Raw genomic sequence first — 18,941 nt, 5'->3', positions numbered from 1 at the left:
CCTCGCGAAGAGTGTGGCTTCGGGCAATGATCGTGCATAGAAGCTACTCATACGAGAGAAGCTTTCTCTGCAAAGAGGTGAATGTATTCAAAAAGCCACATCTATGGATGACTACTATAGAAGAACGTATAAAAACTTTGAACATCAAATGTAAAGTCATCTAGCAGGAGGGATTTATTGTTATAAGTGATTGATCATAATAAAAGGGGGGCTACATACTTTAGGGTGAAAGCGGGGTGCAGGGGTGGCAGACCCTGACGGAGCGCGAGGCGTCCTCGCACCTTCCCTCTTCCACCACCCGGAAGGACGGAGAGCCAAAGGAGGCCTACTAACAATCATATGTAGTAGGCCTCTTGCTATTTGTTTGTCTGGTTTAGAGGGTATTCCATAAATAATGGGTGGCGTAGGCGCGCCAGGGACGCCACTTTTCAGCATAGGATAGAATGCTACGAGCATCGGTTTTGAGGCCATGTGCTTCAAAAGCGTGACGTAGGCCCAGATCAGTGGCTGGCAGGGCGTTGGGATCACCCAGGGCACGCATGGCGATATAGGATGCGGTCCAGGGTCCTATCCCTGGTAAGGAGAGCAGTTGTGCATTGGTACGCTCTCGCTCCGCGTCTCGTTCCAATCCCAATCCTTCAGTGACGACTGCCCGGGCCAGGGCCTGGATCGCCTGGATTCGTGCCTGTGTTAATCCCAATCCTTGCAGGTCGGCGGCCAGAATTTGCTCTGGTGTTGGGAAGAAATGCGTCAGTGAACCCTGGGGTTCAGAGATTTTTTCTCCGCATCTAGTAACCATACGGGCGCATAGCGTTCTGGCTCCCGCTATGGATACCTGTTGTCCCAGGATAGCCCGTAGCGCCAGTTCAAAGCCATTGATAGCACCTGGAATGCGCAGTCCCGGTTGTGCCTCGACAAGAGAGGCAAGCAATGGATCAGCCCCCAGGATGTCCGCGATAGCTGCTGGATCAGCATCCAGATCGAAGAGTTGGCGGCAGCGCTGCACGATCAGACCAAGCTCACTCAGATCGTTGAGCTGCAGATGAACCAACAAGGCATTTTTGCCAGCAATGGGCTCAATCTCGATAATACCTCGTGAACGCTGAAAGGCTACTGTACGTCGATAGCATCCTGCACTGACCTCTTCGATCCCCGGTAGCGCTCGGCGCTCAAGGTAGGCCAGCAGCGGATCCAGCGCGAGGGGAGGGCGATAGTGTAAACGTAATGTGAGCTTGCCATCTCCATTATTGGCAGGGCAGGTGCGTTGACGCAGTTCTGATGGAGCGCAACCAAACGCCGCTTGCATACTTTCATTGAACTGGCGAATACTGTTAAAGCCAGCGCTGAAGGCAATAGTTGTTAGTGAGAGTGATGTCTGGTCAAGCAGCAGACGTGCTGTCTGAGCGCGCCTGCTACGAGCCAATGCCAGCGGTCCTACGCCAACCTCGGCCACCAATTCGCGATGAATATGCCGTTCGCTCACAGAGAGCCGTTGGGCGAGCCCACGAACCCCTTCCGTATTGACAACGCCATCAGCAATCAAGTGCAGCGCACGGGCCACCAGATCGGCGCGCACATTCCAGTCTGGCGATCCAGGACTGGCCTCAGGATGGCAGCGTCGGCACGCACGAAATCCTGCAGCTTCCGCTGCGGCCGCACAAGCATAAAAGCGTACATGCTGTTCTAGCGGCGTCGTGGCGGGGCAAATAGGTCGACAATAAATGCCCGTTGTGGTCACCGCGGTAAAGAAGCGCCCATCGAAGCGTGCATCACGGCTGAGCAGCGCACGATAGCAAAGATCAAAATCTGTATGAATAGTGCTTGCTGTTTCCATGCATATAGGATACTCGAAAACTATGCCCACGACTAGCGGTTTTCGGACATGACCGTGCTGTATATACTGGCTCATAGAGGATGTAATGTGATGCTCATGTCCGAAAACCGCTAGCCAGAACTTGTCAGATCGGCTATGCTGGAGTACAACCGAATGTCTGCTCGGGTATCGTTATGGTGCCAGCGAGCGACCAGCTACCCATGAAAGGATCAAGGGATGAAAGAGTTACTCTATGATACAGTCGAGTCGCCCATTGGCCCGATTGTGCTTGTTGTGGATGGTGAGCGGCTGTGCTCCCTCGACTATACTGATTACGAGCCGCGCATGCTGAGATTGCTTGAACAGCGCTATCGCTCCATCCATCTGCAGCCCGCGATCGATCCCTGTGGCTTCAGTAGCAGCCTGCGTGCCTATCTGGCAGGTGACTATCACTCCCTGGATACTATCCCTGTCAGCACTGGTGGCACGCCTTTTCAGCAGCAGGTCTGGCAGGCATTGCGCAATATCCCATCCGGCACGACCATTACCTATGGTGAGTTAGCGGCCCGATTGGGCAATCCGACAGCCTATCGTGCGGTTGGCGGTACCAATGCGCTCAATCCTGTCGCCATCGTCCTGCCCTGTCATCGGGTTGTTGGAGCCAATCAATCGCTCACCGGCTATGCGGGCGGGCTGGAGCGCAAGCAATGGCTCTTGCAGCATGAAGGCTATAGCAACCAGCCAAAAAAGACCCGCCGCCAGCTATCCACGGCTGCTCTCTAACAAAGTGTCAGCCTCCTATGGTCTCCATGGTCTCTGTGCATGAGTTTTTGCACCTGCGGTGCTCAAACAGATTTTTATTATGTGATGCAGAAAAGGCTCTTCGAACCTTTTCTGCATCACATAATAAAAAGGGCGCAGGCGCGCACGCGCCTGCCAGCCAGGGAGCCGCAAGATCGCGCTGGTATTGGCCAGATAAGGATGTACTTATAAGCTGACCGGCTGTGGTTAGCTGCGCAGGTTGACGAGCAGGGCGGCCAGATTATCCATAGCCAGACCTACATTGCTGAGGAAGTCGGCTGGCGCATCGTGGTTGGCGGTATCGCTGATGCCGCGTATCTCCAGGAAGGGGATCTGACTGAACAGGCAGGCGCGTGCCACTCCAGCCCCTTCCCAGGCCACCCCAATCGCATCAGTCAGGGCGCGAATCTCCTGAGCGCGCTCGGTCTCAATGATATCCTCATCGCCGCTCGCCATATTGCCATAATGTACGGTGAAGTTAGTGGTTGAGAAGGCTTTCTGCTCCAACTGAGCCAGGATGTCCGGTGACGCGGTGAAGCGTGGCAGGGGGCTCTTGATAAATTTATGTTTAAAGTCGTGCTCAACGGTCTCGCGTGCCACCACCAGATCACCCACTGCAATCTCTTGCGCCAGGGCCCCGGCCGCGCCAGCACAGATCACACCATCTACATGCTTATAATTATCGATCAAATGCTGGGTTTGTACGGCACATTGAGATTTGCCAAGGCCGCCCACCGCCAGGGCCAGATTAAGTTCCGCAAAGAAACGTACAGGCAATTTACCGACCTGTATATCCTGTTTTTCAAAGCCCCGCCTGACCAGACCTTCGGTCAAGGCATCTAATTCAACCAGGAGTGGTGTCACTACAAATAACGTCATGGATACAGCTAAGCTCCTCTATGATTTACCTCAATCATAGCAGGAAAAAGCCCGTTTGTCTCTAGTGCGTCAAAGCTCATTTGAAGGGACTAGAGCGGGGATGCAAGGGACGGCAGCCTCTTGACTGGGGGCTGTGCCCCATTCTCTCTCCCATTCCTTCAAATGAACTGTAACGCAGTACTAGTACTCTGTTTCCTTTCACTCAGGCATAGGACCAACCCATGGCGCGCAGGAGATCCTGCAGGGCGCGTGAGGCCTGGTGGAATAGTTCCGGTCCACTGAAGCCCTGATATTGTCCTGCTGACTGAAGATGCGGTTCGAGGGCCACAAAGCCCGCATAGCCATCTCTGCGCAGACGTTCCAGGATCGCAGACCAGCTTGCCGCTCCATCCCCGGCTACTGCCATCGTGCCGTCGGTTCGTACATCTTTGACGTGGACATATTCCAGCCAGGGCGCAATGGCTTCGTACGCGCCTGGATAGGGAACCTGATCGCATTGCAGGTAGTTCGCTGGATCGAGCACCGCGCGAAAATGGGGATCATTGATGCTCTTGAGCAGGTCCACGTTGCGCTCGATACTGTCACCGTAGATGGCTTTCTCGTTCTCGTGAATCAGGATAATTCCAGCGGCACGTGCCAATCTGGTCATTTCGCGCAGATTGCTGAGCACTTCATCCCGATAGGCCGCTGGATTGCTTGAGCCAGCTTCATCCTGGATGGGCGGATAGAAGGAGAAGATGCGGATGTAGGGCGCTGAGAGGGCCTGGGCGATTTTGAGGGCACGCTCAAAACGGTGCAACTGTTCCTCGAACGAACTATCTATGGGCACCTTGCCGATTGGCGAGCCAATCGCAGCCACACCGATCCTGGCCTCCTTGAGTGTCCGCTTGATATCCTCGATCTGCTGATCTGAGAAGTCAAGCACATTGACCTTCCAGACCGAACGCAGGTCGATATAGTGAATATTCTCGCTGTGCAAAACCGCGATTTGTTCATTCAGGTCAGGTGAGATTTCATCTGCAAAAGCGGATAAATGAATCATGATAATGTTACCTCTTTACCCGTGCGGGCGGATTCATAAATGCCAAGAATGATCTCGACAGGATGACTGGCGGCATATCCATCAACCAGTGGCGTACCATCTTCGCGTATCGCACGCATCATATCCGCGATCTGACGCGCATGGGTGGTCGCTTGTAAGGCTGCTGGATCACTGGCTGTATCCTTCTGGTCTGTTTCAACGTCCGCTTGATGTTTCTTCCCGCCACCATAGGGTCCGGCCTCTTCCGTATCTTCACTGGCGAGACGCAGATATTTGAGCCGGTCATCCTCAATCACGGCTGAGCCGCGCTCTCCAAAGACCTCAATACGTGTGGTAACGCCTGGATAGGCTCCGGTTGTGGCTACAATCGTGCCCAGTGCCCCGTTCTCGAAGCGCAGGATGGCTACCGCCGCGTCCTCTGTCTCCATTTTATGGACGAGCGTATCGGTATAGGCATAAATGCTCTTCACACGCCCCATTAGCCATTGCAGGATATCGATTGAGTGGATCGATTGATTCATGAGCACGCCACCGCCATCGAGTTCCCAGGTCCCGCGCCAGGCCCCACTATCGTAATATTGTTGTGAGCGCCACCAGGGAATGGCGGCATTGCCCATTACAATCCGCCCCAATTCCTTCTGCCCAACCAGTTCATGCAGGCGCTGTGAGGACTCGTCGAAACGGTGTTGACTGATAACTGCCAGCTTCTTTCCCGTCTCACGCTGTACTGCTAATATCTCGGCGATGCGCTCGTGTTGAATCTCCATTGGTTTTTCGATGATCACATGACTGCCCGCGCGCATGATCTGACAGGCATGTTTACCATGCAGGCCGCTGGGTGTACAGACATCGACAATATCGAGCTGCTCTTGCTCAAGCATGGTTTGCAGATCAGTATAGGCCGTCACATGAAACTTGTCCGCCATCTTCTGAGCCTTTTCAGGCACAATATCGGCGATCGCCACCAGTTCTGCATCAGGCAGGGTCTGAATTGCCTCCGCGTGTGTCGGACCGATAACTCCGCAGCCAACGATCCCAAAACGCATTTTCGTTGTCATCTGTTTTTACCTCATGTGTTTTTTTGGATGCATCATCTGAATACTATTTGCTGAGAGGCTTTATGAACGTAGCTCTTGTACCACGCCCCTTAGATAGCCGGTGAGTTGGCTCGCCGCCTGTTGGGCGCTGCCATCGATAACCAGCAAGAAGCATTGGCGGTTTTGTCCGATCATTGCTTGCCAGGTACTCACGGCCTGGGCTAGCAGGAAGGTATCACTGTATGTTCCGAGCTGAATGTGTTCATGTTGATGGAACAGGATACGCAGGCTGACCAGATCAGGCGGCCCATCCATCTCACTCTGCTCGGTAGAATGATAGTCCGCGGGAGCCTGACGCAGCTTGGCAGGGATACCGAGCAAGCGGTTCGCCAGCGGAAAAACGATCTGTGCCAGGGCATCTTTCAGCTCTGGGAAAACCTCGCCGTTGATCGTACAATCCAAATAAGCAGGTCGTACGCGTTTGAGCGTGCTTGCCAGAACCGCTGCTGGCGTTGCCTGTTCTATAACATTAAGCGGTGCATACAGCTTCAGTGAGCCTTCAGAAAAGGTCACAGGCCAGGAGTAGAGGGGCTGTAAAGGATCTGGCAGATTGCGCAGGCTCCGTGCTCCGGCTTTATATGCCTCGACTGCAGGCTGTCCGGCAAAGGTAATGTCTTGCAGATAGCCATAGAGAGCCATACTCAATTGCCAGCCCAGGAAACATGTGGCGACTGCCGCCAGACGGTCAAGGGGATTTGTGGATGCCAGGTAGGGCTGATGGAGCATAAAGCTCGGCAATTCTTCGTGGGTTGTCGTGGTCACTGGCTGAGTATCCGCACTGAGCACGACTCGCAACGTGCCTGTATGCTGGAAATCTGCTGCCTGTGCATTGAGTTCCTGATCCTGGAAAATGACGACACCTTGCTTACCTTTGCCCAGGCTCTCCTCCATCAACTGCTCAATCCAGCTAAAAAGAGTATCCCAGGGGGCGGGCGCGTTGAGCAGCAAGCGGCAAGCTCCCGCGCTGCTTGTATCCGCCAGGGCTGCGGCAAGCTGCACAAAAGGATGTCGGGCTGGCTGGGTCATCGCTTGTTCCAGATTGTGGTCGTTCCAGGCCTTGCTGAGTACCTGACGCAACTTTCCTGCTGTTGGCCCCTGGCGGGATAAATAGAGCGCCGCTGGTAGTAGAAAGACACGGGTAGCAGGCGCGCTCATGCGACCTCCTGTCCCGGTACCGCCATCCAGTTGCAAGGGACGGCTGGGAGCGTGTTGGGCGCGCGCGAAGCGATCCAGATACGAGTCTGGCAGGGTCATCACCAGCAGATGGGCTGCCGGGGATAGCCCTGCTTGTTCCAGCAGTTGCGTAAACCAGGTCAGATGGGTAATCGGTTCTTCTGATGTCATGCCCATCGCTACGCCTACCATCATCACATCCTCCAAGAGCGTCTTGAGCTCACTATTGGATGCCGTGAGGGGCTGTTGTTTGGCCTGTGCAATCTGTTGCAGTATCGTGTTTAAGGCCGCTGGATCAGTGCTATCCAGCGGATAAATGGTAATGCCGGTCTCCGCGCTGGCATCACCGAAGCCCATCTGTTTTAAAACGCGGACCGCCATGATAGAGCCACCCATCCCAGCCCAGATAATATGCCGAATCCCCTGTTCCCAGAGTGCCCTGGCCTCATTTTCCACCGCTTCCAATCCATCTGGATCGGCTAGCAGGCGGGCAATCCCTTCTACCCAATCCAGTTTAAGCTTACCGTCCTCACTGCCCAGTACCGCCATCTTCCCGGCGCGGCCTCGCAGCAGGCCCACGGCATCCTCAGTGACCAATTTGTGCAGTGCTGCGGACTGCTGATGCGGATGTTGCCGATATGTCATAACAAACAACCTCTTCTCGTGATATGTCGCGTTTTGTCTATGCCTCGGCCCATTGGCGCTTGAGTTCGGCCAGGGCTGGATTTAGCTCGCGTTCAAACGCAACCCAGTTACACTCAATCGAGATTCGCTGATCATAGCCAGCCTGCTTCAGGGCTGCGAAATAGGGACGCTGATCCTCTCCAAACCGACCAGGAGCCGCGCGCTCCTGCTTCTCAGCCACATGTACATGGCGCAGCAGCGGTCCATAGGGAATCATGGATGTCGGGTTCTCCTGATTGAGGGCCATATGGTAGGTATCAGCTAACAGACGTGCGCCACTCTCCACAATCCTCTGGACCATCTCGCCACTTTCCGCGACAGTATTGAAGATATTTGTTTCTGCATATTGCAACGGCTCAAGCACAATTTGTACGCCATGATTCCTGGCCCAGCTACTCCAGGTCGCCAGATGTTCCTGAACCTGTTGTTCGGCATCAGCTTTAGGAAAGCCCTCTGGATTGGTACGTGCGACCCCACTGCCAAATACAATGATCCGAATACCCGCCTGTTCGGCGCGGCGCAGCGTGGTCTTCATATAGTTTTCCAGACGACCGGCATCAATCTTGCGTTCAGGGGTTGCGATAATCGGAAGATTAGAAGGTAGGAGTGAATTAGCAGCTTCTACTGGAAATGCTAGCTTTCGCACAGCTCGTAGATTATCCTCGAAATCCTCTTGGGAGCCTTCAGGGAGCAGAAAACGCTGTACAGCCTCTTCAAGATAATCAAATTGAATATCTTGCAGGATCTGAACAGTCCGAATAGATGTGCAGACTCCAAACTTCATTGTAACCTCTTTCCACTTATGCGTGAATGTTCGTGATACGTACAGGATGAATATCCGACAAGACGTAAACGATTGTTCAAAGTGTTCATTCACCTTGAGAGATAAAAGTAGCATAACACAATTCTATTTAGTCTCGTTTCCCAGACTGGCAAGCAAAGAGAAAAGAACGCTTCCTCACTCATTTTATCGACATTTTTCCTGATGATGCATATATACCATCTGAGAGCAATGAAAAAATGAGCGTGCACCTGCCAGTGGAGGGGATTGAGGAGCTATTCTGGTGTGAAGTTTTATGCAACTACAGGCTATCAAATGAGGCGCGTAAAATAAGAAATGTGGTTAATGTTCCTATTAAATAAACTACATAGGCGTGAAAAACAGCCATAATAAAAAAAAGAAAAGCATTACTGTCAGATAACGGAAATGCCTTTCTAGAGCTTATCTTGTTGCTTTTATTGTTGAGTTTGGAATGAAAAGCGGGATGATGCGTGTTACTTATTGCATCCGCAATGAGTAGAATAAAGAGAGTCTTTTTGCTGATTGTTAGACGCATGCTAATGTCTGTGGGAATGCTATCCACCTTATAGACAACAAGGACAAGATAGACAACAAGGACAAGATAGACAACAAGACGACCTGTGTATCTGACAAGCGGCAGGTCGACATATACAAAAGAGCAAGGAAGGGTTTAAGATATGACAAATATACAAAACCAGCCCGCAACTGAGAGTGGAACCTTTAAAATTGGTGGAGATTTACAGGTGTATCGTCTCGGCTATGGCGCAATGCGCATTACTGGCGATGGCATCTGGGGTCAGCCAAAGGATAAGCAGGGCTCACTTGCTGTGTTACGCCGTGCCCTGGAACTGGGTATCAATTTTATTGATACCGCTGATTCTTATGGCCCCAATGTCAGTGAGGAACTGATCGCTGAAGCGCTCTATCCCTATCCAAAGGATCTTGTGATCGCTACCAAGGGTGGCCTGTTGCGTACCGGTCCCAATCAGTGGCCGCAAGATGGGCGTCCTGCTCATTTGCGGGAGGCTCTGGAAGGTAGCCTGCGCCGCTTGCGTGTGGATCACATTGATGTTTATCAATTCCACCGTCCAGATCCCAGGGTGCCTTTTGAGGATTCCATGGGCGAGGTGGCAAAGATGAAGCAAGAGGGCAAGATTCGCCATGTTGGTGTCTCGAATGTCACTATCGACGAACTGGCTCGTGCGCAAAAGATTGTCCCGATTGTGACTGTTCAGAATCGTTACAATCTCTCAAATCACGAATCCGAGCGTATGACGCCTCAACAATCGGATGAGCTGATCGACATCTGTGCCAGGCAGGGCATTGGTTTTATTCCCTGGGGCCCCCTGGGTGGTGGCGATCTGGCCCGACCTGGTGGCGCGTTGGATACCGTTGCTAAAAAACATCAGGTTCAGCCGAGCCAGATCACTATTGCCTGGTTGCTGCATCGTTCACCAACCATCCTACCAATTCCTGGCACCTCCTCGGTCAAACACCTTGAAGAGAATGTCGTTGGTGCAACGATCAAGTTGACACCCGAGGAATTTGAGGCGATCAATCAGGCGCACAAATAAGCGTGAGACACGACACGCGTAAAAATAAGCTTAATAAGCATGGTACAGGCTCGCGGCAAGTATGCGGCGACTCTGTACCAGGGCTTTTTTTTCTCTCTCTCTAGTTAGAGCGGGTTGCCAGGCGTGCGACGAGGGCTCGTTCTTCCTGTCCAAACCAGGGTGGGGTGCCTGCTGCTGCATTTTCGCTGCCATGTTGGATATTTTTAGTGGCTGGAATGGCGATCTGGCAACGCATATCGCTGAGGGCCCACTTAAGGAGTGCCTGACTCCAGGTCGTCACACCAAAGCCTTCCAGTGGCTTTAGATCCTGTGCTGAAGGGATGCGTCGCATCAAACTTCCCTCGCCAAAGGGACGCATTACGATCACACCAATGCCCAGATCGGCTGCCAGCGGCAAAATCTCTGTTTCAACTTCGCGCTGCAATGGATTATAGGGAATCTGGATGACCGAGATACGGCCAGTCCGCATGACTGTGCGCAGTTCTTTGAAGGCGCTGGCACTGTAGTGAGTGGCTCCGATGGCGCGTACATGCCCGCTAGCCTGGTAGCCTTCTAGCAAGGCGAGGTGCTCCAGCCAATTCTCCAGATTATGGATTTGATAGACATCCACCAGATTCTCGAAGCAAGCCAGTGCATATTTAATCTGTGCCTGTCCCTCGCTCCTCGTCCTCGCCCAGACCTTCGTTGCGACCAGTGCGTCACGGCGGCGTCCCCGTAATGTCTCGCCCAGCACATGCTCGGAGGCCCCATACATTGGAGAAGAATCGAAGAATGTCACTTCATGGGCGAGTGCATTATTAACTACCGCGTGGGCGTTCTTCAAAGCAGACTCACCGCGCACATCGAACGTCCGCCAGGTTCCCATGCCAATCACCGGAACGTGCAGTTGACTACGGCCCAAAATACGATATTCCATACATGCCTCTCTTCCTTATTTACGCTATTCTACTCTGTCCTATCGCACAGTATACCTGACCCATGGAAGTCGAAATGGGCCTTTCATTGCTCCTATCTCGTTCAAGATAGAGTAATGGTTTCACAAAAGAAGAGTCCTCTCCACCTCGTATTGAGGGATAGAGAGGACTCTTCTTTTGTGAAACTTGAATGTATTGAATACTATTCAGCCTTGCGTTGCTGGCGATAGTGGTTGATCAGAGTATTGGTTGAGCTATCGTGCTTGAGCTGGGGCTCTGTGGCGCTTTCCAGCTCGGGAATGATGCGGTTGGCGAGCACTTTACCCAGTTCAACGCCCCACTGATCAAAGGAATTGATGTTCCAGATGGTGCCCTGCACAAACACTTTGTGCTCATAGAGCGCGATCAGCTTTCCGAGCAGCGCAGGGGTCAGGCGCTCCGCCAGGATCGTGTTGGTAGGATGATTACCTTCAAAGGTGCGGTGTGCAACCTGGAAGTCGGCGACACCATCGGCGGCCACTTCTTCAGACGTCTTACCAAAGGCCAGAGCCTCGGTCTGCGCAAAGAAGTTTGCCATTAACAGATCATGATGTGGTTTTACCGGATTAAGCGTCTGGCTGAAGCCAATAAAATCAGCAGGAATTAACTTGGTGCCCTGGTGAATAAGTTGATAGAAGGCGTGCTGACCATTGGTACCAGGCTGACCCCAGATGATTGGGCCGGTCTGATAATTGACCACATTTCCTTCCAGGTCCACATGTTTGCCATTGCTCTCCATATCGAGCTGTTGTAAATAGGAACTCAAGCGATCCAGATATTGATCATACGGCAGAATTGCCACGGTTTCAGCGCCGTAGAAGTTGTTATACCAGATGCCGATCAAGGCCAGCAGGACTGGCAGATTCTGCTCAAAAGGAGCGGTGCGGAAGTGCTCATCCATCGCATGGAAGCCAGCCAGCATCTCTTTGAAGTTCTCGGGACCAATGGCGATCATCAAGGAGAGGCCAACGGCTGAGTCAAAGGAATAGCGGCCACCGACCCAATCCCAGAAACCAAACATATTCGCGGTATCGATACCGAATTTAGCGACTTCCTTCTCATTGGTCGAGACAGCTACAAAGTGTTTCGCAACCGCACCGGCATCCTTCAACTTGTTCAGGCTCCAAGCGCGGGCCGAACGAGCATTGGTCAGGGTTTCAATTGTCGTAAAGGTCTTAGACACCACAATGAAGAGTGTCTCTTCGGGATCTAGATCGTGGACAGCCTCGGCAAAGTCGGTGCCATCGACGTTCGACACGAAGCGACAGGTCAGATTGCGATCACTATAATAGCGCAAGGCATCATAGGCCATATAGGGGCCGAGATCAGATCCGCCGATACCGATATTGATAATATTGCGAATGCGTTTGCCGGTATGGCCCTTCCATTCACCGCTACGGACACGGTTCGCAAAGCCAGCCATCTTATCCAGCACGGCATGTACTTCAGGAACCACATTTTGACCATCAACTATAATGGACTGATCTTTGTTGGCGCGCAAAGCCACATGCAATACCGCACGCTTCTCCGTCACATTGATCTTTTCACCACTGAACATCGCATCAATGCGTTGACGCAAACCAACCGACTCGGCCAGATTCAATAATAATTTGAGTGTTTCATCGGTAATACGATTTTTAGAATAATCTAAATAAAGACCTTCCGCCTCAAGAGTGAAACGCGCACCGCGTTTTGGATCTTCGGCAAAGAGTGTCCTCAGATGAAGGTCATGAGTCTTTTGAAAGTGGTCTTTAAGTGCCCTCCAGGAGGGTTGGTCTGTCAATTTGGTTGACATCATTTAATCTCCTCTTCAACTTACTGTTGATCGGGTATTGTATAACGCCCGATCTCTGAGAGTATACCACTCTTTGACACGCTATGACCTGTCTCTTCGCTACATTGCAACAAATTCTAGCGCCGACAATCCTCTTTGTAATTCCGCTTGAGAAGCGAGCAATGAACATCCTGGGGGCCTCCCTGAAAAAGCCCTTCACCTCTTTTAGCGCGTACTTTGACAGATGAAGAGAGAATATAGGATAGTTGTGTGCCAGCTATCTGTTGTGGTAAAATATTCAATATTCTCCTGTTTTAAGGAAGAAGTTCTTGAGATCATTCTATCCCACTCCATATGAATCATCTTATCCTTGAGGTGCCCAATCAGACAAGCGCTGCACATTGATTAGATCTCTTTTTGAATATGAAAGATAAGGCAAAACTGTACGAGGCGACTATGACAACGACACTTGATATTTTTGTTGCTCTGCTCCAGAATTTATTCAAAATACACGCTGTGCTCGATGTACAGAAGAAGACAAATCTGCTACCGGGGCATAGAGATTTTATAAGAGCGCGTGTTATAGCTCCAATAGATGCGTCAATCCAAACGTTACGTATCTATGAGAAAATCACTCGTACGGCTGATGATCGGCTGTGTGCGGATGGACGTTTCCCCCTTGATGTCGCGTCTACACGTTTCTGCATCTCAATTATTCCTGGCAAAACAAATGTAAGTAGTCTCTGTGCCCTCCTTACCGAGTTTGCGGATGCCGGACATACGCTTCAGGTCGTCCTGCGTGGAAAAGATTTCACGCTATTGGAATTATCTTGTATGAAGAGTGATAACAGGAATATAATACAGGGATTATATATCAACCCCGCTTTAAAAGGATGGGTTGAGGGTGACATAGATGAGGTAGAAGGTGAAGCATATGGAGAATTGCCAACCATTCCTCACTCGAGCATATTCTTCCTCCACTACAATATGTCAGAGGCCTGTTATCGATTGTATCCAAACAAGTGCGATGAGGGTTATGAAGACGCCTTTGAACTCTATCAGAACGTGTTCCTGCCACGTATGCGGACTGCACGCATGAATAATGAAATTCCCGGCCTCATTTATCACTAGAGGCTCTTACCTTTTTGCCATAAATCATCCAAACAGATGAGAATAGAGGCAATCATCCTTGCCTCTATTCTCAATTGAACTCTTCCCACTCTCAATGGATAAATAAGGGTGCACGAGAGCGACTATTCGATTTATGGATAGGAATGTTCCAACATTATTGACTAATAGGATTTCCTGTGCCACCGCTGCAGGCGGCTCCGGGCTCCTGACTCTGCGGTCCTTGCTCATATTTTTTTAAGAATTGAGCCAGGCGTGGATCATTTGCATTGTTCACTTTTAATTGTAAGCCCCATGCTGAGGCAACAATAGGTGCTGGCAAGTTGTTATAGGGCGAAAGTATGGCGTATGTATGTCCTTTGACGAGCTGCCGTAGTTGTGCGATCTGGTCATCCGATAAGGTAGACTGGTAAGTAAACCAGACGGCCCCGTGCTCCAGGGCATGGACCGCATTCTCATTTTGGACAGGTTGATCATAGACGCCACAATTCAGCCAGACGGGATTATGATCTCCTCCTACAGGTGGATTTTGCTTATAGTTTACCTTGGTCGTGACGTGGTTGCGCGTCAATCCGCTGTAACTCACGACTCCTGCAATGTCCCCAGGGCTTTGCTGGCTATTGACCGCATAAATAATGATGCCAATGATCAGGACTAACGCAACGGCCACGCCACTCCAAATAGCTATTTCCTTTTTACGCTTTTTTGCCTGTTCTCTGACATAGCGCCGTTGCCGCTGCTGCCGTTGGCCCCCTTCGCGGTTCTCAGCCGCGCTTTTTTTGGTAGTACTTGGCATGTTCCTTTTAGCTTTCTCTAAATCCTCTCATTGAGAGATGCGAAAACACAAATACTGTATGTGTACCCCGGTGTGCGCATACAAAAGTGATAGATGCATATGATTGTATACTAAAATGTTCCATCTAACCAGACAAGAGCCGACTGAATTCATCTGGATCACCTCTGTCGTTCACATTTTATTCACTGCTATGTCTGGCTGCTTGCTCCCCATGCCATCTCTCCGCATGAACTCCTTATTAGTAATAACACTAAATTGAAGATTTTGTTCTTATGCATTGGCGACCCGGACTAATCTCCTGTGTCCGTAGGTGATTCATGATTGATAAGTACGCTTTGTTTGATAACATGGGCCTTCTGTTCTATGCTTTCTTGCTTGCTTGTTGCCCATCAGGCTGGTAATGTTGGATATAGTGGAACTGAACTTTTGCGACACGCGCTGATCGGCTATAACACGGGCTGGGTCACAACGAGCGATCCGAACTGGTTGCGCCAATATTCGGATGAGATCGGGGCGCTGGCTGGCTGGTATCTGACCAATGGTCATCTCTACGATAGCGCATTTACCTGGACCGGCAATACCAACGTAGACCGCAGCCAGCCCTGGAGCTGGGCTTAAGCCTGAATAGTCTATCCTTGAACCCGGGTAAGGTAGCTTTCAAGCGCATCCCAATTCGGGGTCTGGATGTTCGCTTTTTGCTTTAACTCGTTGAAGGCATGCTGTAATGCTATCGCCTCATCGAGTTGTGTCATTGGATCTACCAGCCCGGGGAGCGGGGTCATTGCATATATCTTTATGAGCAGGGAAAGTAACCGTCGTCTCTGGCGAATAAATTGTGCCTGTCTGGCAGGGATGAGCGGATACCCGAGCGTTTCCAATACCCTGTATCCCTCGTCTAAGGCTCCAATGATCTGCTTTAGCAGCTTTTTGTCGCCTGTCGCTTTTTGTAAATTACCATTCCCGGCACAGGTAGCGTAGCTGATTCCCAGAACGGGGATGATATGACTTTTCAGCCAGGCGTCAATTTGCTCAGAAAAAGCCAGTTTATAGCTGGCATGTTGAAAGGCTGCTTCGAGCAGAGGACGCCATGTGAGTTCGCCATCGAGACCACCAATTTCCATCCGTCCGCCTCCACTCACGTTGATGATGCGACCATTTTCCCGCCGTCCTCCGCTGAGTTGAAAGCCAAATGCGATCTGTTTGTCCACCGCATTGTTATCCTTGAGGTATTGCTGTATAGCACGAGCATCAGGATTATTACCTACAAGAACAAGATGGCGGCTTTGATTTTCCGCCAGGGCAGGCAAGACCGCCGGTAAATCTGAATACGGTAGTACCGCAAAGATAAGGTCGTAAATATCATCCGGCCTCAGGGTACTGATGACATGAACTCTGTCAACCGTCGTCTTCCGCTGTAGCGCATGGCGAATGACAAGACCATTGTTCTCCAGTTCTTCAATACGCGTTCCTCTGGCAAGCATGGTGACATCATTGCCTCCTCTTACCAGCGCATGTGCCAGATAACTTCCCAATACGCCCGCGCCATAAATGATTATTTTCAATGATTACTCCTTGTTGTTTATCGTTCTTTTGTTGCTTATTCAACAGCCGTCGTTTACAATAGTAATCTCCAAGTGGACATCAATCAATCAGCAAAGATGAATATTTGTTGGATAGGGAACAACTTTTTGGTGGTATAGATAACTTGACAAGGTGATAGTTCTTTAACTTACTCATAAGTTTTTTGCATCTCAAAGTTTTCCTTTTTTATTTATCTGAAAGAGAATAGAAAGTCAGGCTTGCAAAGAAAATATTGTTCCTGTATAGTATTTTACTATGCGAAGCATAAAGTAGATTTCTTTCTTTTTATGCGCTTTTTTCTTTTACATTTATCTTTTTATATTCCAGCTTTGGAAGGAGTTACATTGATTATGCAACAGCCCAACATTGCCCCCAATTTGCCGACGGAGGTTGCTCAGGCTGCGATGGCGTCCCAGCTTGGCCCATTAAACCATATCTACAAGCCGCGCATTTCTAATCCGCTGGCTGTGATTGGTATCGTTGCTGGCATCATTATTGCCGATATCATCTTGTTTCTTGCGCTTCTCTTCCTGACCGATTATATTTTCTATGCACTGATAATCATTCCCATTATTGCTATTGTGTATGGCATCTATGGGTTAACACATTATAATGTGCGCATTTATGAATTCTCGGCCGGTTTGATTGCTGGTAAAGAGAGCAAACTGGATGCAATACGCTGGGAAAATATTGCAGTTATCTGGCATGATCAGCAACGTACTCGACGTTATGGATCTTATGGCTTGCTTGGTGTCTTTGTTTTGTTGATTTTTAAAGCCAGCGTTCGCGATCGCTATACGCTGCAACGCCAGGATGGCACTACTATTATCGTGGATAACCGAAGGGTATTACATGCGGAAATACTCGGGTCGCGCATCGAGCGTGAAGTTGTGGGATTACATATGCCTCAGGCGCTCACTGCATATAATTCGGGACAGGTGCTCCCCTTCGGTCCGCTTCAGATTAGCCAGCAAGGTATTATCAGAGGTAAAGGAGACCTTTTGCCCTGGCCCCAGGTCGGCAACGTTATGGTTGATCAGGGGCGTCTGCTGATCAAGCAGCAGGGAAAAATGTTCAATTGGGTGGCACTACCATTAAATAAGGTGCCGAATGTCGCTGTATTCACGGAATTAATCAATTATGCTCGTCAGGGTGCAGGACAACCTCTCTACTAAAAGAATATCCTCTTCTACACCGTGGCTCAAAGGTCCCAATTCTCTTGCCTTTCTTGAGAATTGGGACCTTTCTTCTATTTGGGGAAGATTGCGCAAAAATGTTGTTAGCGATTTTCTGGATAGTATCGGCAGGCGTTCAGGTGAGGCCTTGAAACTTCTTTTTTCTGGCTGACGTGAGGGAAAGGAGACTCTTTAACTTTATTGATTGTCGGTCGGGTTGCAGCGTCCTGGATGAGAAGGAGAATGTTTATGCCAATGGGCTATACAAAACCACTCTATATATTGCCGTTTGATCATCGTGCTTCCTATATTACCAGCTTATTTGGCTGGAAAGAACCATTGAATGTTGAGCAGGTAAATGCCGTTGCTGATAGTAAACGCATCATTTACGAAGGTTTTAAGTATGCGGTGCAGCATAGCGCACCCAAAGATGCGGTCGGTATTCTGGTGGATGAGGAATTTGGGATTCCTCTGCTACGTGACGCACACAAGCAGGGATATATTACGGCGGTTTCGGTGGAGAAGAGCGGACAAGAGGAGTTCGATTTTGCCTATGGTGAGGATTTTGGTCGGCATATCGAGGCTGTTGATCCGACTTTTGCCAAGGTCCTTGTGCGCTATAATCCAGAGGGCGATGCGGCTATGAACCAGCGTCAGGCCGAGCGTCTCAAGCGTTTGTCTGACTATTTGCGACAGAAGCAACGCCTGTTTATGTTCGAGTTGCTGGTGCCAGCTGAAACTGCCCAACTTGATCGTCTGGATCATGACAAGAATGCGTACGATCTTCAAATGCGCCCCGCATTGATGATCAAGGCGATTCAGGAGTTGCAGGATGCCGGGGTTGATCCCGATGTCTGGAAAATTGAGGGCCTGGATCGCCGTGAGGATTGTGAAAAGCTGGTCCAGGTGGCTCGCCGCAATGGTCGTGATAATGTCGGTGTGATCGTGTTGGGACGCGGTGCGGAAAGTGATCGCGTGATCCATTGGCTGAAGACGGCGGCCAGTGTGCCCGGCTTTATTGGCTTTGCGGTTGGTCGCACCAGCTTTATGGATGGAGTGGTGGCCTATGAAAAGAAGCAAGCGTCTACCGAGGTAGCTGCTGAGCAGATCGGCAAACACTTTGAAGAATGGATCAGCGTGTTTGAGGCTGGTCGTCAAGGCCACTGACATCTATTCTTCCGTACGTGTTACCTGACGAGGAACCCTGGCGATATCCCCATAGGTGTGAACGCAGGGCTTTTCAAGCGGGATTGCAAAGGGCGGCGAGCCCTTTGCCGGGGTTTGGGGTGTCCCCAAATACCCCTTTTTCTTTTTTTTCTTCTCCGCCGCACGACGAGGAACCCTGGCGATATCCCCATAGGTGTGAACGCAAGGCTTTTCAAGCGGGATTGCAAAGGGCGGCGAGCCCTTTGCCGGGGTTTGGGGTGTCCCCAAATACCCCTTTTTCTTTTTTTTCTTCTCCGCCGCACGCGGAGGTGAGAGACCGGTGCACAGCCCCTGACCCCAGGTTAAGGGTGCAACCCTTAACAATCCTGCTTATGATCGAAAAGGGAAAATTAAATAGCCCTGTATTTTTATCAAAAATATATACAATATGATGTATGTGTGTTATGGTTGAGATGGTGCCCTGTTATGATTATCCACGTGTTATTCCCATAGCTGGAGTGGA

At 50.5% G+C, this 18,941-nt stretch carries 16 protein-coding genes; 6 read left to right on the top strand and 10 right to left on the bottom strand.

Annotated elements, in window-relative coordinates; translation table 11 throughout:
- Nucleotides 1-373: 373 nt before the first annotated feature.
- Nucleotides 374-1,834 carry a DNA-3-methyladenine glycosylase 2 family protein gene (locus F1593_RS05710; protein WP_172631888.1) on the bottom strand — a complete coding sequence of 487 codons (1,461 nt, stop codon included), beginning with the start codon at nucleotides 1,832-1,834 and terminating at the stop codon, nucleotides 374-376.
- 216 nt (nucleotides 1,835-2,050) lie between these two features.
- Between F1593_RS05710 and F1593_RS05705 the strand changes: the two genes are divergently transcribed.
- Complete coding sequence (locus F1593_RS05705) at nucleotides 2,051-2,596, top strand: methylated-DNA--[protein]-cysteine S-methyltransferase (RefSeq protein ID WP_149400584.1); 546 nt, start codon at nucleotides 2,051-2,053, stop codon at nucleotides 2,594-2,596.
- A 225-nt stretch (nucleotides 2,597-2,821) separates the two neighbouring features.
- On the opposite strand, the gene F1593_RS05700 is transcribed toward F1593_RS05705, so the two are convergent.
- The 5 genes from F1593_RS05700 to F1593_RS05680 form a co-directional block, all read right to left on the bottom strand.
- Nucleotides 2,822-3,493, bottom strand: coding sequence for a 5'-methylthioadenosine/S-adenosylhomocysteine nucleosidase (locus F1593_RS05700; RefSeq protein WP_149400583.1), 672 nt, complete (start codon nucleotides 3,491-3,493; stop codon nucleotides 2,822-2,824).
- Nucleotides 3,494-3,695: 202 nt separating this feature from the next.
- The gene (locus F1593_RS05695) at nucleotides 3,696-4,535 is read right to left on the bottom strand and encodes a sugar phosphate isomerase/epimerase family protein (RefSeq protein ID WP_149400582.1); all 840 of its coding nucleotides are present in this window, start codon (nucleotides 4,533-4,535) and stop codon (nucleotides 3,696-3,698) included.
- Nucleotides 4,532-5,593, bottom strand: coding sequence for a Gfo/Idh/MocA family protein (locus F1593_RS05690; RefSeq protein WP_149400581.1), 1,062 nt, complete (start codon nucleotides 5,591-5,593; stop codon nucleotides 4,532-4,534). The genes F1593_RS05695 and F1593_RS05690 overlap by 4 nt, the downstream gene beginning before the upstream one ends.
- Before the next feature lie 60 nt (nucleotides 5,594-5,653).
- Nucleotides 5,654-7,450 (bottom strand): hypothetical protein, encoded by a 1,797-nt coding sequence (locus F1593_RS05685; protein WP_149400580.1) that lies wholly within the window; start codon nucleotides 7,448-7,450, stop codon nucleotides 5,654-5,656.
- Nucleotides 7,451-7,487: 37 nt separating this feature from the next.
- A complete protein-coding gene (locus tag F1593_RS05680; RefSeq protein ID WP_149400579.1) occupies nucleotides 7,488-8,273 on the bottom strand; it encodes a sugar phosphate isomerase/epimerase family protein in 786 nt (261 codons plus the stop codon).
- A 695-nt stretch (nucleotides 8,274-8,968) separates the two neighbouring features.
- On the opposite strand from F1593_RS05680, the gene F1593_RS05675 reads away from it, so the two are divergent.
- Nucleotides 8,969-9,865: an aldo/keto reductase gene (locus tag F1593_RS05675; protein WP_149400578.1), complete on the top strand. Its 897-nt coding sequence runs from the start codon at nucleotides 8,969-8,971 to the stop codon at nucleotides 9,863-9,865.
- Nucleotides 9,866-9,965: 100 nt separating this feature from the next.
- On the opposite strand, the gene F1593_RS05670 is transcribed toward F1593_RS05675, so the two are convergent.
- Nucleotides 9,966-10,781 carry an aldo/keto reductase gene (locus F1593_RS05670; protein WP_149400577.1) on the bottom strand — a complete coding sequence of 272 codons (816 nt, stop codon included), beginning with the start codon at nucleotides 10,779-10,781 and terminating at the stop codon, nucleotides 9,966-9,968.
- 200 nt (nucleotides 10,782-10,981) lie between these two features.
- The gene (pgi, locus tag F1593_RS05665) at nucleotides 10,982-12,616 is read right to left on the bottom strand and encodes a glucose-6-phosphate isomerase (RefSeq protein ID WP_216368790.1); all 1,635 of its coding nucleotides are present in this window, start codon (nucleotides 12,614-12,616) and stop codon (nucleotides 10,982-10,984) included.
- 432 nt (nucleotides 12,617-13,048) lie between these two features.
- On the opposite strand from pgi, the gene F1593_RS05660 reads away from it, so the two are divergent.
- Nucleotides 13,049-13,723, top strand: a complete 675-nt coding sequence (locus tag F1593_RS05660; RefSeq protein ID WP_149400576.1) for a hypothetical protein — start codon at nucleotides 13,049-13,051, stop codon at nucleotides 13,721-13,723.
- A gap of 154 nt (nucleotides 13,724-13,877) precedes the next feature.
- Here the strand turns inward: F1593_RS05660 and F1593_RS05655 are convergent, their stop codons facing one another.
- Entirely contained in the window at nucleotides 13,878-14,516 is a 639-nt protein-coding gene (locus F1593_RS05655; RefSeq protein ID WP_149400575.1) for a thioredoxin-like domain-containing protein, read from the bottom strand.
- Between the two features lie 363 nt (nucleotides 14,517-14,879).
- Between F1593_RS05655 and F1593_RS05650 the strand changes: the two genes are divergently transcribed.
- Nucleotides 14,880-15,134, top strand: coding sequence for a hypothetical protein (locus F1593_RS05650; RefSeq protein ID WP_149400574.1), 255 nt, complete (start codon nucleotides 14,880-14,882; stop codon nucleotides 15,132-15,134).
- An 11-nt stretch (nucleotides 15,135-15,145) separates the two neighbouring features.
- Here the strand turns inward: F1593_RS05650 and F1593_RS05645 are convergent, their stop codons facing one another.
- Nucleotides 15,146-16,078 carry a ketopantoate reductase family protein gene (locus F1593_RS05645; RefSeq protein ID WP_149400573.1) on the bottom strand — a complete coding sequence of 311 codons (933 nt, stop codon included), beginning with the start codon at nucleotides 16,076-16,078 and terminating at the stop codon, nucleotides 15,146-15,148.
- Between the two features lie 369 nt (nucleotides 16,079-16,447).
- Between F1593_RS05645 and F1593_RS05640 the strand changes: the two genes are divergently transcribed.
- Together F1593_RS05640 and F1593_RS05635 are read left to right on the top strand one after the other, a co-directional pair.
- Complete coding sequence (locus tag F1593_RS05640; protein WP_149400572.1) at nucleotides 16,448-17,272, top strand: DUF6585 family protein; 825 nt, start codon at nucleotides 16,448-16,450, stop codon at nucleotides 17,270-17,272.
- Nucleotides 17,273-17,521: 249 nt separating this feature from the next.
- Nucleotides 17,522-18,439: a 2-deoxy-5-keto-D-gluconate 6-phosphate aldolase domain-containing protein gene (locus F1593_RS05635; protein ID WP_149400571.1), complete on the top strand. Its 918-nt coding sequence runs from the start codon at nucleotides 17,522-17,524 to the stop codon at nucleotides 18,437-18,439.
- Nucleotides 18,440-18,941 lie beyond the last annotated feature (502 nt).

Source organism: Dictyobacter arantiisoli, assembly GCF_008326305.1.
Lineage (GTDB): Bacteria > Chloroflexota > Ktedonobacteria > Ktedonobacterales > Ktedonobacteraceae > Dictyobacter > Dictyobacter arantiisoli.
Note: the sequence above shows the minus strand (reverse complement) of the source record. Positions and strands in the feature narration are given on the sequence as shown.